Origin of the sequence: Micromonospora sp. WMMC241, assembly GCF_027460165.1 — a bacterium.
Lineage (GTDB): Bacteria > Actinomycetota > Actinomycetes > Mycobacteriales > Micromonosporaceae > Micromonospora > Micromonospora humi.
In genome coordinates this window covers 6019784-6033222 of record NZ_JAPZBF010000001.1, presented here as the reverse complement: position 1 = coordinate 6033222, position 13439 = coordinate 6019784, and the positions used below count along the sequence as shown (strand labels likewise).

General features: G+C 73.1%; 14 protein-coding genes. 9 read left to right on the top strand and 5 right to left on the bottom strand.

Going from position 1 to position 13439, the window contains the following annotated elements; genetic code table 11:
• Positions 1-37: 37 nt before the first annotated feature.
• The 3 genes from sepH to O7598_RS27315 form a co-directional block, all read right to left on the bottom strand.
• Complete coding sequence (gene sepH / locus O7598_RS27325) at positions 38-1126, bottom strand: septation protein SepH (protein ID WP_269694099.1); 1089 nt, start codon at positions 1124-1126, stop codon at positions 38-40.
• Between the two features lie 191 nt (positions 1127-1317).
• A complete protein-coding gene (serC, locus tag O7598_RS27320) occupies positions 1318-2445 on the bottom strand; it encodes a phosphoserine transaminase (RefSeq protein WP_269694098.1) in 1128 nt (375 codons plus the stop codon).
• Between the two features lie 261 nt (positions 2446-2706).
• Positions 2707-3813 carry a citrate synthase 2 gene (locus O7598_RS27315; RefSeq protein ID WP_269694097.1) on the bottom strand — a complete coding sequence of 369 codons (1107 nt, stop codon included), beginning with the start codon at positions 3811-3813 and terminating at the stop codon, positions 2707-2709.
• Between the two features lie 272 nt (positions 3814-4085).
• On the opposite strand from O7598_RS27315, the gene pdxH reads away from it, so the two are divergent.
• From pdxH to O7598_RS27280, 7 genes are all read left to right on the top strand, one after another.
• Positions 4086-4715 (top strand): pyridoxamine 5'-phosphate oxidase, encoded by a 630-nt coding sequence (gene pdxH, locus O7598_RS27310; RefSeq protein WP_269694993.1) that lies wholly within the window; start codon positions 4086-4088, stop codon positions 4713-4715.
• Positions 4712-6004, top strand: a complete 1293-nt coding sequence (locus tag O7598_RS27305; protein WP_269694096.1) for an MFS transporter — start codon at positions 4712-4714, stop codon at positions 6002-6004. Before pdxH ends, O7598_RS27305 begins: the two co-directional genes overlap by 4 nt.
• Before the next feature lie 15 nt (positions 6005-6019).
• A complete protein-coding gene (locus O7598_RS27300) occupies positions 6020-6946 on the top strand; it encodes an aldose 1-epimerase family protein (protein WP_269694095.1) in 927 nt (308 codons plus the stop codon).
• Between the two features lie 2 nt (positions 6947-6948).
• Positions 6949-7551: a nitroreductase family protein gene (locus O7598_RS27295; protein WP_269694094.1), complete on the top strand. Its 603-nt coding sequence runs from the start codon at positions 6949-6951 to the stop codon at positions 7549-7551.
• 54 nt (positions 7552-7605) lie between these two features.
• Positions 7606-7911 (top strand): type II toxin-antitoxin system VapB family antitoxin, encoded by a 306-nt coding sequence (locus tag O7598_RS27290; protein WP_091062625.1) that lies wholly within the window; start codon positions 7606-7608, stop codon positions 7909-7911.
• 31 nt (positions 7912-7942) lie between these two features.
• The gene (locus tag O7598_RS27285) at positions 7943-9103 is read left to right on the top strand and encodes an acyl-CoA dehydrogenase family protein (protein WP_269694093.1); all 1161 of its coding nucleotides are present in this window, start codon (positions 7943-7945) and stop codon (positions 9101-9103) included.
• Positions 9104-9202: 99 nt separating this feature from the next.
• Positions 9203-9973, top strand: a complete 771-nt coding sequence (locus tag O7598_RS27280; RefSeq protein WP_269694092.1) for a DUF4230 domain-containing protein — start codon at positions 9203-9205, stop codon at positions 9971-9973.
• Between the two features lie 54 nt (positions 9974-10027).
• Here O7598_RS27280 and O7598_RS27275 read toward each other — a convergent pair whose 3' ends face one another.
• On the bottom strand, positions 10028-10231 hold the full coding sequence (locus O7598_RS27275) for a PspC domain-containing protein (protein WP_181571422.1): 204 nt from the start codon (positions 10229-10231) through the stop codon (positions 10028-10030).
• Between the two features lie 157 nt (positions 10232-10388).
• A complete protein-coding gene (locus O7598_RS27270; protein WP_269694091.1) occupies positions 10389-11303 on the bottom strand; it encodes an alpha/beta hydrolase in 915 nt (304 codons plus the stop codon).
• 106 nt (positions 11304-11409) lie between these two features.
• Here O7598_RS27270 and O7598_RS27265 point away from each other — a divergent pair, with 106 nt between their 5' ends.
• Both O7598_RS27265 and O7598_RS27260 read left to right on the top strand, forming a co-directional pair.
• Entirely contained in the window at positions 11410-11823 is a 414-nt protein-coding gene (locus tag O7598_RS27265; protein WP_269694090.1) for a MarR family winged helix-turn-helix transcriptional regulator, read from the top strand.
• Positions 11824-12018: 195 nt separating this feature from the next.
• Positions 12019-13389 carry an L-serine ammonia-lyase gene (locus O7598_RS27260; protein WP_269694089.1) on the top strand — a complete coding sequence of 457 codons (1371 nt, stop codon included), beginning with the start codon at positions 12019-12021 and terminating at the stop codon, positions 13387-13389.
• Positions 13390-13439: the final 50 nt, after the last annotated feature.

Here is a 13439-nt window from a genome sequence, read left to right as displayed (position 1 = left end):
GCCTCACTTCACGTGTGCGCCAGGGTGGACCGGTGGATCAGGAGGACTCGCGGGCCGCCGGGCCGCTGCCGAAGAGGACATCGTCCCAGCTCGGCAGCCGCTTGCGCGGCTTGCCGCCGGCGTCGCCCGACTCGGTGCCGGAACCGCCGGACGCCGGCGGGTTGCCGGTGCGTCGGGGCCGCAGCACCGCCAGCGAGGGTACGGCCGGGATCTCCTTCGGCGCGTCCGAGTCGTCGTCGAACGCCGAGCCCTGGCCGCCACCGAGCAGCGCGGCGGCACCGCCGGCGACCGCCCGCTGCCGGGGCGCGTCGGAGCCGGCCAGCGCGGCCGGGGAACGGGTGTCGAGCCCGCGCCCGGACGTGCCGCCGAGCGGTCGGTCCAGCGAGGCGAGCAGCGCGTCCCGGCCGGCGCGGATCGGGTCCCGCCCCGGGCGGGCCTGCTCGACCCCGGACGGCAGGCCGTGCCCGCCCCGGCTCGGCTCGCCGCGCGACGGGCCGGGCAGCGCGTGACCGCCCCGCTCCGGCGCCGGCTCCTGGCCGAGGATCGGAGTGGGACGCTCGGCGCACAGGTATTGCGCCATGTCGTCGTGTGCGACCACGTTCTGCCGGGACTTGTCGAGATCCCACACCGCCTGCGCGGTGGCCTTGCCGGACGGCCAGGTGGCGATGATCCGCCAGGTGCCGTCGTCGCGGCGGTAGGCGTCCCAGGAGATCTTCTCGGTGTCGATGCCGTGCTGGGCCAGCCGGCCGTTGACGACCTCGGCCAGCGGGGTCGGCTTCTCGGCGCCCTTGAGCCGCGTGCGGCGGGCGTGCTGGGCCAGCATGGCCCGCTCCTGGAGCACCGGGCCGGCGTAGCGCAGCACCCGGTCGACCGGGACGCCGGCGATGCGGGCGACGTCCTCCGCGGACTCGCCGGACCGGATCCGGGCCTGGATGTCGCGCGGGGACAGCGACGGCGTGGGATCGGAGGAGGCGGGCACCACCGCGAGCGGGGTCGCGCCCGGCTCGGCGTGCAGCACCGAGGCCACGCGCTCGTCGATCGGCAGCGCGAGCAGGCGGCCCACCTCGTCGGTGAGCACCAGGGCCTGGCCGTCCTCGGAGAGAGCGACGAAGCGTACTGGGCGCATCGGCTTGCCTCCGTCCCGCTTCGCTGGCCGTCACACGCCACGAGCCGGCCACCCGGGCGTCTCGAACCACCGTACGCTCATCTTCCCAGCCGTGGGGAGAGCGACACCCCGGCATGTCGCGACTGAGCTGCGGCAACGATCACGGTGGGTGGCCGCCGGAGCCCCGGCGACCACCCAGCGTCACGACGTGATCAGAGTCGCTCCACCACGTGGTCGACGCACGCGGTGAGCGCCTCGACGTCGGCCGGCTCGACGGCCGGGAAGAGCGCCACCCGGAGCTGGTTGCGGCCGAGCTTGCGGTAGGGCTCGGTGTCGACGATGCCGTTGGCGCGCAGCACCTTGGCGATCGCGGTCGCGTCCACCCCGTCGGCGAAGTCGACGGTGGCGACCACGTTGGAGCGCAGCGCCGGGTCCGACACGAACGGGCTGGCGTACGGGGAGCGCTCGGCCCAGCCGTACACCGCGGCGGCGCTCTCGGCGGTGCGCTTGGCCGCCCAGGCCAGCCCGCCCTGGGAGTTCATCCAGTCGGTCTGCTCGGCGGCCAGGAAGATGGTGGCCAGCGCCGGCGTGTTGTAGGTCTGCTCCAGCCGCGAGTTGTCGATCGCGGTGACCAGGTCGAGGAAGGCCGGGATGTAGCGCCCCGACGCCTTGACCTCGGTGGCCCGGGCCAGCGCGGCCGGCGACATCAGGGCCAGCCAGAGGCCGCCGTCGGAGCCGAAGCACTTCTGCGGGGCGAAGTAGTAGACGTCGGTCTCGGCGACGTCCACGTCCAGCCCGCCGGCGCCGGAGGTGGCGTCGACGAGCAGCAGCGAGCCCTCGTCGGCGCCCGGCACCCGGCTGATCGGCACCGCCACGCCGGTGGAGGTCTCGTTGTGCGGGGTGGCGTAGACGTCCACGCCGGCCTCGGCGACCAGCGACGGCGCGCTGCCCGCCGCGGACTTGCGGACGGTCGGCTCACCCAGGAACGGCGCGTCGGCGACCGACTTGGCGAACTTCGCGCCGAACTCGCCGAAGCTGGCGAACTGGGCCCGGTCGCGGACCAGTCCGAACGTGGCGACCTCCCAGAACGCGGTGGTGCCGCCGTTGCCGATGACCACCTCGTAGCCCTCGGGCAGGGAGAAGAACTCGGCGAGCCCGCGGCGCAGCCGGGCGACCTGGTCGCGGACCGTCTTCTGCCGGTGCGACGTGCCCAGGTAGCTGGTGGCGACGTCGGCGAGCGCGGAGACCGCCGCCGGACGGACCTTGGACGGGCCGCAGCCGAAACGGCCGTCGGCGGGCTTGAGGTCGTCGGGAATCCGGATGGTCGGTGCGTCAGCCACGGTTTTCTCGATCCTTCCGCATGGGCGAGGGCGGGCCCTTTTCCTGCGGGCGCGGACCGACGACCGGCTCGTGCGCCGGGCGCACGGGACGGCCGGGATCCGAACCCGGCCGGCAGCGCTGCCGGCCCCCATCCTCGCACCCACCCGGCCGGACCCACCCGCTGGTCCCACGCCGGCCGCTGAGGCGTACGCCACAGAGCGGGTGTCAAAAGGGGCCCCCGCCTATGCAGAATGCGTTAGGCGAGGGCCCCTCCTTACCTCTCAGACGTTGTGCGGGATGGCGTCCCAGCCCTCGACCTGCTGCGGCTTGCGGGTGCCCGGGCCGACGTAGGTGGCGGACGGGCGGACCAGCCGCTGGAGCTTCTTCTGCTCCAGGATGTGCGCGGACCAGCCGCCCATCCGGGCGCAGGTGAACATCGAGGTGAACATGTGCGCCGGCACCTCGGCGAAGTCCAGCACCACGGCCGACCAGAACTCGACGTTCGTGGCGAGTACGCGGTCCGGGCGGCGGGCCTGGAGCTCGGCCAGGGCGGCCTTCTCCAGTGCCTCGGCGACCTCGAAGCGCGGCGCGCCCAGCTCCTTGGCGGTGCGCCGGAGCACGCGGGCACGCGGGTCCTCGGCCCGGTAGACCCGGTGGCCGAAGCCCATCAGCCGCTCGCCCCGGTCGAGGACGCCCTTGACGTACCCCTCGGCGTCGCCGCTGCGCTCGACCGCCTCCAGCATGGTGAGCACCCGCGACGGCGCGCCGCCGTGCAGCGGGCCGGAGAGGGCGCCGATGCCGGAGGAGATGCAGGCCGCCGCATCGGCGCCGGTGGAGGCGACGATCCGGGCGGTGAAGGTGGAGGCGTTCAGGCCGTGCTCGGCGGCCGAGATGAAGTAGGCGTCGACGGCCTTGACATGCCGCGGGTCGGGCTCGCCACGCCAGCGCTTCATGAACCGCTCGACGATGGTCTCCGCCTTGTCGATCTCCTTCTGCGGCACCGCCGGCAGGCCCAGCCCGCGGGCCGACTGGGCGACGAAGGACAGCGCGGTGACCGACACCCGGGCCAGGTCCTCGCGGGCCTGCTCGTCGGAGATGTCGAGGAGCTGGTCGAGACCCCAGTAGGGAGCCAGCATGGCGACCGCGGACTGGACGTCGACGCGGATGTCGCCGGAGTGCACCGGCACCGGGAACGGCTCGGCCGGCGGCAGGCCCGGGCCGAACCGGCCGTCCACCAGCAGCGCCCAGACGTTGCCGAAGGAGACCTGGCCGATCAGATCCTCGATGTCCACGCCCCGGTAGCGCAGCGATCCGCCCGCGCGGTCGGGTTCGGCGATCTGGGTCTCGAAGGCTACGACGCCCTCCAGGCCCGGCTTGAAATCGGACATGTCGTCTCCTGGCTTCCGGCTCGGTGCGCCCGGTGGGGCCGATCCGGCTCCGCAGCTCAGGCGACCCTCGGGATGTGGTTCGTGACATCTTGCCCGGTGAGTAACCACGTGCGCGACCCGCAGCCACTGTGCGCCACGCGACATCCCCGCCGGTGGACGCCGGTGCGGGTAGGAGAAGACTGGGTGGCGGGGCCTGGCCAGCGTCGGGGGACGCGGGCGAGCCCGGGAGAGGAACGGCGAGAGTGACAGGCGACACACCCGCCCCGGCCGGCATGCGTAACGAGTACGACGCCGACCTGGGCCTGACCGAATCGGACCTGGCCGCGGACTGGCACACCCAGTTCGCCCGCTGGTTCGCCGACGCGGTGGCCCACCCGCTGCCCGAGCCGAACGCGATGGTGCTCGGCACCGCCGACGCGCAGGGGCGGCCCAGCGGCCGCACCGTGCTGCTCAAGGGCTACGACGCGGAGGGCTTCGTCCTCTACACCAACCACCGCTCGCGCAAGGGCGCCGAGCTGACCGCCAACCCGTGGGCCAGCCTGGTCTTCCCCTGGTTCCCGATGCAGCGGCAGGTGACCGTCACCGGGCGGGTGGAGCCTGTCACCCGGGCCGAGACCGAGGCCTACTTCGCGGTCCGGCCGCGCGGCTCGCAGCTCGGGGCGTGGGCCAGCACCCAGTCCGCGGTGGTGCCGGACCGGGCCGCGCTGGACGCGGAGTACCGGGCCGCGGCGGAACGTTTCGCCGGCGTCGAGCCGATCCCGGCGCCGCCGCACTGGGGCGGGTTCCGGGTCCGCCCGGAGACGGTGGAGTTCTGGCAGGGCCGGGCCGGCCGGCTGCACGACCGGCTGCGGTTCCGGCTGGCGGAGAGCGGCGTCTGGGTCGTCGAGCGGCTCGCGCCGTGACACAGCTCAAGCAGGCCCGGCCGGGTGGACCCCGCCGCTGGGCGATCGACCTGCGCCCGCTCGGCGTGCCCGCGTACCGGCGGGTGTGGCTCGGCAACGCGGTGGCGATGTTCGGCTTCCAGTTCACCGCGGTGGCGGTGCCGGTGGAGATGTTCGACCTCACCGGCGGCTCGTTCTGGGTCGGGCTGCTCGGCGTCGCCGGGTTCGTGCCGCTGCTGGTCTTCGGGCTCTGGGGCGGCGCGGTCGCCGACGCCCGGGACCGGCGTCGGGTGCTGCTCGCGGCCGGCACGCTGCTCTGGGCCGCGACGCTCGGGCTGCTGGTGCAGTCGCTGGCCGGGGCGCGCAGCCCGGTGCTGCTCCTGCTGCTGGTCGGCGTGCAGGCGGTGGCGTTCGCGATCACCTCGCCGGCCCGCAGCGCGATCCTGCCCCGGCTGGTGCCGGCCGAGCTGGTGCCGGCGGCCACCACGCTGAACTACACCACGTTCACCGCCGCGGCGGTCGCCGGCCCGCTGGCCGCCGGGCTGATCTTCGCCACCTGGCGCGTCGACACCGCGCTGCCGGTCGCGTACGGGCTGGACGCGCTGCTGTTCACCGTCTCGCTCTGGGCGACGCTGCGGCTGCCGGCGATGCCGCCCGAGCCGGACCCGGGCGGCGGCGTCCGCAAGGCCGGGCTGGGCAGCATCGTCGACGGCTTCCGCTATCTGGCCACCACGCCGGTGCTGCTGCTCTCCTTCGCCATCGACCTGATCGCGATGATCCTGGCCATGCCGCGGGCGCTCTTCCCCGAGCTGGCGCAGGAGCGTTTCGGCGGCGGCGCGGCGGTCGGCTGGCTCTACAGCTCGATCGCGATCGGCGCGATGCTGGGCGGTCTCACCTCCGGCTGGATCGGCCGGGTCCGCCGGCAGGGGCTGGCGCTGGCCGTGGCGGTCGTCGGCTGGGGCGTGGCGATCGCGCTCGCCGGGCTGGCCGGCCGGCTCTGGCTGGCGGTGCTGCTGCTCGGCGTGGCCGGTGCCGCCGACCTGGTCAGCGCGACCCTGCGGCAGTCGATGCTGCTGGTCTACGCGCCGGACCGGATGCGTGGTCGGCTCCAGGGGGTGAACACGGTGGTGGTGGCCGGCGGTCCGCGCCTGGGCGATCTGCGGGCCGGCGCGACGGCCGCCGGGTTCGGCACCGGCGTCGCCATGGTGGGCGGTGGCATCGCCGCCGCCGTGCTGGCGACGCTGCTGGTGGTGGCGTTCCCCGCGCTGGTCCGCTATCGCGCCTCCACCCCCGCCGAGGAGCGTCGCTGACGGTAGGGTCGCCGAATGGGGAAAGACGTGCGGGCACCCTCCGGGGCACAGTGGACCATCTCCGCCGACGGCCACGAGGCCGTCGTGGTGGAGGTCGGCGGCGGGCTGCGGGCCTACCGGCACGACGGCGTGGACTACCTTGACGGGTACGCCGAGGACGAGCTCAGCCCCGGCTCGGCCGGGCACGTGCTGGCGCCCTGGCCGAACCGGATCCGGGACGGTCAGTACACGTTCGGCGACCGTTCGCTCCAGCTCGACCTGACCGAGCCGGAGCGGCACAACGCCCTGCACGGCCTGGTCAACTGGGTCCGGTGGGAGCTGGTCGAGCAGTCGCCGGGGAGCGTCACGATCGGCTACGACCTGCCGCCCACCCCCGGCTACCCGTGGTCGTTGCGGCTGCGCAGCCGCTGGAGCGTCGGCCCGGACGGCCTGCGCGCCGAGCACGAGGTGACGAACCTGGCTGGCGAGCCGGCCCCGTTCGGCTTCTCCGTGCACCCCTACTTCCAGCTCCCCAAGGTCGCGGTGGACGACCTGCTGCTGCGGGTGCCGGGGCGCAACCGGGTGCTGACCGACGGCCGGCTGCTGCCGGTGGCGGCGACCGAGGTGACCGGCACGGAATACGACTTCACCGCGCCCCGTCCGATCGGCGACCTGGTGCTCGACCTGGCCTTCGGTGACGTGGCGCGGGACGCCGACGGCGGTTCGGCGGTGACGCTCGGCGCCCCCGACGGCGCGTCCGGGCTGCGGATCTGGGCCGACCGTGAGTTCGGCTGGTGGCAGGTGTTCACCGGGGACACCCTCGGCGGGGAGCGGCACCGCCGCTCGGTGGCGGTGGAGCCGATGACCTGCCCGCCGGACGCGTTCCGGTCCGGCAAGGACCTGATCACGCTCGACCCGGGGCAGACCTGGCGCGGTGCCTGGGGCGTCCGGCCGGAGGCCTGAGCGTGGAGTTCGCCGACGTCGTCCGGCGCCGCCGGATGGTCCGCAACTACGACCCCGACCGGCCGGTGCCGCCGGAGACCGTGGACCGACTGCTGGACCATGCGGTCCGGGCCCCCTCGGCCGGGTTCGCGCAGGGTTGGGGCTTCCTGGTGCTGGAGGAGCCGGCCGACCGGGCGCGGTTCTGGGCGGCTACCACGCCGGCCGGCGGCGGCCGGGAACGCTGGCTGGCCGGGATGCGCCGGGCCCCGCTGATCGTGGTGCCGCACGCCAACCGCGACGCCTACCTGGACCGGTACGCCGAGCCGGACAAGGGCTGGGCGGACCGTGCCGAGGAGCGCTGGCCGGTGCCCTACTGGTATGTGGACACCGGCTTCGCCGCGCTGCTGATGCTGCTCACCGCCGTGGACGAGGGGCTGGGCGCCTGCTTCTTCGGCATCCCGCCGCAGCGGATCGGGGAATACCGGGATGCGTTCGGGGTGCCGCCGGAGCTGCACCCGATCGGTGCCGTCACCATCGGTTACCGAGCTGTCGACCACAAGTCACCGTCGCTGCGCCGGGGGCGGCGCCCGGTGGATGATGTGGTGCGGCGGGGGCGGTGGAGCTGAGCGGCTAGGCTGGCACCCACATCGTCAGCCGGGCCTGGGGGAGGAGAACGCGCCGTGATCTTCAGGGCGGTCCGGGACGGGCGTCCCTACCCGGAGCACAACTACACGCTGAAGCAGTGGGCCGAGATCCCACCGCGTCCGCTGCGGCTGGCCGAGCTCATCACCACCAAGCGGGAACTGGCTCTGGACAAGCTGCTCGCGGAGGACTCCACCTTCTACGGCGACCTCTTCCCGCACGTGGTGCAGTGGAACGGCGGCCTCTACCTGGAGGACGGCCTGCACCGGGCGCTGCGCGCCGCGCTTCAGCAACGCAACCAGATCCACGCCCGGGTGCTGGTCCTCGGCGAACAGGGCGAGTGACGCCCTCCTGAGTCTTGGTTAAGGTGACGCCATGACTCCTCTCGACCTGCTCGACCTCGACGCGTCGCTGAGCGAGGAGGAGCGCCAGATCCGTGCCGTCGTGCGCCAGCTCGTCACCGACCGGGTCCGCCCGCACGTCGCCGGCTGGTACGAGGACGGCCAGGCGCCGGCCCGTGAGCTGGCCCGCGAGTTCGGCAAGCTGGGCCTGCTCGGCATGCACCTGACCGGTTACGGCTGCGCCGGGGCGTCCGCCGTCGCGTACGGGCTGGCCTGCCTGGAGCTGGAGGCCGGCGACTCCGGCGTCCGCTCGCTGGTCTCGGTGCAGGGCTCGCTCGCCATGTACGCGATCTGGCGCTTCGGCAGCGAGGAGCAGAAACAGCGGTGGCTGCCGGCGATGGCGACCGGCGACGCGATCGGCTGCTTCGGGCTGACCGAGCCGGACCACGGCTCCGACCCGGCGTCGATGGCCACCCGGGCCCGCCGCGACGGCGACGACTGGATCCTCGGCGGCGGCAAGATGTGGATCACCAACGCGCCGATCGCCGACGTCGCGGTGATCTGGGCCCGCACCGACTCCGGCGTACGCGGCTTCGTCGTACCCATGGACACGCCCGGTGTGACGGCGCGGGAGATCCGGCGCAAGATGTCGCTGCGCGCGTCGCTCACCGGCGAGATCGCGCTCGACGACGTGCGGCTGCCGGCGGACGCCCAACTGCCCGAGGCGGTCGGCCTGAAGGCGCCGCTGAGCTGCCTGACCGAGGCCCGGCACGGCATCGTCTGGGGCGCGCTCGGCGCGGCCCGCGACTGCCTGGAGACCGCCCTGGAGTACGCGACGACCCGCACCCAGTTCGGCCGGCCGCTGGCCGGCTTCCAGCTCACCCAGGCGAAGCTCGCCGACATGGCGGTGGAGTGGAACAAGGGGCTGCTGCTGGCGCTGCACCTGGGCCGGCTCGCCGACGCCGGGACGCTGCGCCCCGAGCAGGTGAGCGTGGGTAAGCTGAACAACGTGCGGGAGGCGCTCGCCATCGCCCGGCAGTGCCGCACCATCCTCGGCGCGAACGGCGTCTCCGGTGACTATCCGGTGATGCGGCACGCCAACAACCTGGAGAGCGTGCTCACCTACGAGGGCACCTCGGAAATCCACCAGCTGGTCATCGGGCAACGGCTGACCGGGCTCTCCGCGTTCGCCTGACCTGGTCTTTCACCCGATCGTGGCACTCGGCGAGCGAGTGTCGCACGGTGCCCGTACCGTCATTGTCAGTCGATGTGTCGGACGAGGACGGTGAGGGCGATGGCCCGCGACGGTGACACCCAGCAGCCCACCAGGGAGTTCCCGGAATACCCGACCAGCGAGTCCCTGCACGACCGGGCGGAATACCAGCCCGACCCGGGCCCCGGCGTCCCCGCGCCGGCCGGCGGCGGTGGCCCGGCCCGCGGCCTGCTCTGGGTGCTCGGTGCCGCCGCGCTGGCGGTGGTGGTGCTGCTCGGCGTGCAGGCGACCGGCCTGCTGCCCGACTTCCGCAACCCGTTCGCCAAGGAACAGACCGACCGCAGCCAGCCGCCGCTGCTCAAGTCGATCCGCGACCTGAGCCGCTACGTGGCGGCGGAAGGCAACTTCCAGGTGGTGGTCGACGTGCAGAAGGACCGGCGCAACGTGCCCGACTTCCTGCTCAACGAGCGCACCCTCTTCGTCGGGGCGGGCCGGGTCGAGGCGTACGTCGACTTCGCGAAGATCGGTGACGGGGCCGTGGTGGTCTCCGAGGACGGCAAGTCCGTCGAGATCAAGCTGCCCGCGCCGCAGCTCGGCGAGACCGACCTGGACATGGACAAGAGCTACGTCTTCGCCGAGGAGCGGGGTCTGATCAACCGGCTCAACGACCTGGTGGCCGGCGACCCCAACCGGCAGCAGCAGATCTACAAGCTGGCCGAGGACCGGATCACCTCGGCCGCCCGGGACAGCGGGCTCACCGCCCGCGCCCAGGAGAACACCCGCAAGATGCTGGAGGGGCTGCTGCGCTCTCTCGGCTACCAGAAGGTGACAGTCACCTACACGGCACCCTGACCTCGCGCGACGACGCGCCCGCCTCGGAGGGGCGGGCGCGTCGTCGCGTGCGGGTCAGCGGGTGGCGAGGTAGCGGTCCTCGTTCGGCATCAGCACCCACAGGATCAGGTAGACGATCACCTGGGTGCCGGGCAGCAGCAGCGACAGCAGGAACAGCAGCCGGACCATGCCGGCCGACATGCCGAACCGCTTGGCGAGGCCGGCGCAGACACCGGCGAGCATGCGCCCCTCACGGGGCCGGACCAGTTTGCGACTCATCGTCGTCTCCCACTTCTGCGGCGATCCGCCGCGCTGATTCCACGGTAGAGAGGGGTGCGCGCCGCGCCCTCGGCCCCGAGGAGGATCGGCGACCCGGGCACCCTTAGTTGCTTACCCCGGAGCACCCGCACCGACGCACCCGCCCGGTTCGGATGCCTCACAGGTTGTTCGTGTAGAAGCTGGTGAGTCGTTCGACGGCGGCGTCGACGTATTCGGGTTCGTCGTACATCTCGTAGTGGCCGGCGCCGTCGATCACCATGAGGTCGACGGGGTCGGGGGCCAGCTTCCACAGCCGCATGCCGGTGTCGTAGGAGCCGGTGTTGCCGATGCGTCCGGCGAGGACGACCTGGAGCGGCTGGGTCATGAGCCGATCGGCCAGGTGGAACGCGTCGTAGCCCAGCAGGAGGGAGTCGCTGCGCTGGAGGCGCCGGTTCGTGGAGTGTTCGTTACGGCCGCGCTCGGTGCGGTAGTAGGTGACGGCCTGAGTGGTGTCGATGTCGGTCAGGCCCGCCGCGGTGGCGTCCTCCAGGGTGTCGGGCAGCCAGTTCACGCGGTTCGTCTCGCCGGAGCGGGCCTCGTCGGTCCGCGCGTCCGCGAGGGCGTCGAGTGCGGCGGCCGGACCGTCGGGGGAGAAGCCGCGGAACGCCGCGCCGATGTCGACGGGGACGACCGTGCCGACCGCCTTGATGCGGTGGTCCGTGCGAGCGGTGTGCACGGCGTAGCCGCCACCGGCGCAGATGCCGAGGACGCCGATGCGCTGCGGGTCGATGCCAGGGAGCGTGGTGAGCGCGTCGATGGCGTAGGAGATGTCCTCCCCTCGGCGGTAGGGGTCTTCGAGGTCGCGCGGCTCGCCCTCGCTCCGACCCTGGTGGGCGGGGTCGAGGACGAGTGCGGCGATGCCGCCGGCGGCGAGGCGGGAGGCGTAGTTGGCGCCGATCTGCTCCTTCACGCTGCTGCCCGGGGTGGAGAGCACCACGGCGCGCAGCGGTGCGCCGCTGTCGGCGTCGTCGGGCAGGTGGAGGTCCGCGGCGAGGCTGACGGGACCGCGCGGGACCGTGAGGTGCTTGAGCATGCCAGGCTCCCTTCGTGAGATTATGTTCCATAGAAGTCCAGTACAAGAAACCGTGTTGTACGAGATGGAACTAGTACGAAACTGTACCACGTGACGGAGGGGTCGCATGTCGGTCGACGGGGCGCAGCTGTGGACGCTGAACCAGCGACTGCTGGGCGTGGTGATGGATGCCTGCACCGGGCAGCTGGCCGAGGCCGGGTTGGAGACGAAGGAGTTCTTCGTCCTGGCCGAGGTGGAGGCGTCGCCGTACCCGGCCGAGATCGCGACGGCACTGCTGCTCCCCAAGGCGAGCGTGACGGTCTACGTCCGCAACCTCGTCGCCAAGGGGTTCATCCGGCGCGAGATCGACGACGCGGACCTGCGGCGTCACCGGCTCGTACTCACCCCTGAGGGCACCGAGGCGCGGGATCGTGCACTCGCCGCCCTCGCGGCGGAGTACGACCGCAGGCTGGCGAGGATCACTCCGCGGGACCGCACCGAGCTGCAGCGCATCCTTCAGCAGATGCTCTCGCCCGCATGAGTCCGCCGGGGAGCCGGGAGCCGGGAGCCGGGAGCCGGGCATGGTGCGGGGTGGGGGCGGGTATTGAGCTGGGCGGGTAGGCTCGCCGGTCGGCGCCTCCACCCTTGGCGCCGGCCGTCCGACCCCGGACAGGGGGCGCGGCATCGCACCGGTTCGGAACCGCACAACGGGGACGACGGCGAGGAAAGTGCAGCCATGATCAGTGTTTTCGACCTCTTCAGCGTCGGTATCGGGCCGTCCAGCTCGCACACCGTCGGGCCGATGCGGGCCGCCCGTACGTTCGTGGGCGGGCTGAAGGCCGACGGGCAGCTCGCCGACGTGGCCCGGGTGCGGGCGGAGCTGTTCGGCTCGCTGGGCGCGACCGGCCACGGCCACGGCAGCGACCGCGCGGTGCTGCTCGGGCTGGAGGGCGAGGCCCCGGAGACGGTCGACACCGACGGCGTCGGCCCGCGGGTGGCGCGGATCCGGGACGAGCGGCGGCTCCGCCTGCTCGGCAGCCAGGAGATCGACTTCGACCCGGACCAGGACCTGCTGCTGCACCGTCGCCGCTCGTTGCCGTACCACCCGAACGGGATGACGTTCGCGGCGTTCGACGCGGCCGGGAACGAGGTGCGGTCCCGCACCTACTACTCGGTCGGCGGCGGGTTCGTGGTGGACGAGGCGGCCGCCGGCGCGGACCGGATCAAGGCGGACGCCACCCGGGTCCGGTACCCGTTCCTCACCGGCGCGGACCTGCTCCGGGTCACCACGGAGACCGGGCTGTCGATCAGCGAGGTGATGCTCGCCAACGAGCTGTCCTGGCGCAGCGAGGCGGACGTCCGCGCGGGGCTGCTGCACATCTGGCGGGTGATGCAGGAGTGCGTGGAGAACGGCTGCACCCGCGACGGCGTACTCCCGGGTGGGTTGAAGGTCCGCCGGCGCGCGGCCGAGCTGCGGCGCGGCCTGGAGGCGGAGAACGGCGCGGACGACCCGCTGCGGGCGATGGACTGGGTGACGTTGTTCGCGCTCGCGGTCAACGAGGAGAACGCCGCCGGCGGTCGGGTGGTCACCGCGCCGACCAACGGCGCCGCCGGGATCATCCCGGCCGTGCTGCACTACTACACCCGGTTCGTGCCGGGCGCCTCCGACGAGGGGGTGGTCCGGTTCCTGCTGGCCGCCGGCGCGATCGGGGTGCTGTTCAAGGAGAACGCGTCGATCTCCGGTGCCGAGGTCGGCTGCCAGGGCGAGGTCGGTTCGGCGTGCTCGATGGCGGCGGCCGGGCTGGCGGAGGCGCTGGGCGGCACGCCGGAGCAGGTGGAGAACGCCGCGGAGATCGGCATGGAGCACAACCTGGGGCTCACCTGCGACCCGGTGGGCGGGCTGGTGCAGATCCCGTGCATCGAGCGCAACGCGGTGGCGAGCATCAAGGCGATCACCGCGGCGCGGCTGGCGTTGCGCGGCGACGGCGTGCACCACGTGTCGCTGGACAAGGTCATCAAGACCATGCGGGAGACCGGTGCGGACATGAAGGTCAAGTACAAGGAGACGGCCCGGGGCGGCCTCGCGGTCAACGTGATCGAGTGCTGACCCCGTTGGGGTGACCTCCCGCTGACGGCCGCCGCGCCCGCGGGGAGGAA